The following is a 1323-nucleotide window of genomic DNA, read 5'->3' as shown; positions in this document are numbered from 1 at the left end:
TGCTGCAATGACACGACTTCGGTGATGTGCTTGAGCCCCGCTACATTGTCGGCGCGGAATCACTTGACCAGTGAGCTATTACGCACTCTTTCAAGGGTGGCTGCTTCTAAGCCAACCTCCTGGTTGTCTCTGCGACTCCACATCCTTTCCCACTTAGCACACGCTTAGGGACCTTAGTCGGTGTTCTGGGCTGTTTCCCTCTCGACCATGGAGCTTATCCCCCACAGTCTCACTGCCACGCTCTCACTTACCGGCATTCGGAGTTTGGCTAAGGTCAGTAACCCGGTAAGGCCCATCGCCTATCCAGTGCTCTACCTCCGGCAAGAAACACGTGACGCTGCACCTAAATGCATTTCGGGGAGAACCAGCTATAACGGAGTTTGATTGGCCTTTCACCCCTAACCACAGGTCATCCCCCAGGTTTTCAACCCTGGTGGGTTCGGTCCTCCACACGGTCTTACCCGCGCTTCAACCTGCCCATGGCTAGATCACTCCGCTTCGGGTCTTGGGCATGCAACTCAGACGCCCTATTCGGACTCGCTTTCGCTACGGCTACCCCACACGGGTTAACCTCGCTACACACCGCAAACTCGCAGGCTCATTCTTCAAAAGGCACGCAGTCACGGCCCACCAGCAAGCTGATGAACGACGCTCCCACGGCTTGTAGGCACACGGTTTCAGGTACTATTTCACTCCGCTCCCGCGGTACTTTTCACCATTCCCTCACGGTACTATCCGCTATCGGTCACCAGGGAATATTTAGGCTTAGCGGGTGGTCCCGCCAGATTCACACGGGATTTCTCGGGCCCCGTGCTACTTGGGAGTTTCTCAAACGAGCCGTACAGATTTCGTCTACGGGGGTCTTACCCTCTACGCCGGACCTTTCGCATGTCCTTCGACTACCCATACGGTTTCTGACTCGCCGACCGGCCGGCAGACCGATCAAGAAAAATCCCACGACCCCGCGATGGCAACCCCTGCCGGGTCTCACACCATCACGGTTTAGCCTCATCCGGTTTCGCTCGCCACTACTCCCGGAATCACGGTTGTTTTCTCTTCCTGCGGGTACTGAGATGTTTCACTTCCCCGCGTTCCCTCCACACTGCCTATGTGTTCAGCAGCGGGTGACAGCCCATGACGACTGCCGGGTTTCCCCATTCGGAAACCCCCGGATCAAAGCCTGGTTGACGGCTCCCCGGGGACTATCGTGGCCTCCCACGTCCTTCATCGGTTCCTGGTGCCAAGGCATCCACCGTGCGCCCTTAAAAACTTGGCCACAGATGCTCGCGTCCACTGTGCAGTTCTCAAACAACGACCAGTCAC

1 rRNA gene is annotated in these 1323 nt (G+C 56.9%); it reads right to left on the bottom strand.

Annotation, left to right across the window (positions count from 1 at the left end):
• Nucleotides 1–1276, bottom strand: a 23S ribosomal RNA gene (locus ACIP37_RS37755); the annotation flags it as partial.
• Between the last annotated feature and the right edge of the window lie 47 nt (nt 1277–1323).

The organism is Kitasatospora sp. NPDC088861 (assembly GCF_044750105.1).
In the GTDB taxonomy this organism is placed as follows: Bacteria; Actinomycetota; Actinomycetes; order Streptomycetales; family Streptomycetaceae; genus Kitasatospora.
Note: the sequence above shows the minus strand (reverse complement) of the source record. Positions and strands in the feature narration are given on the sequence as shown.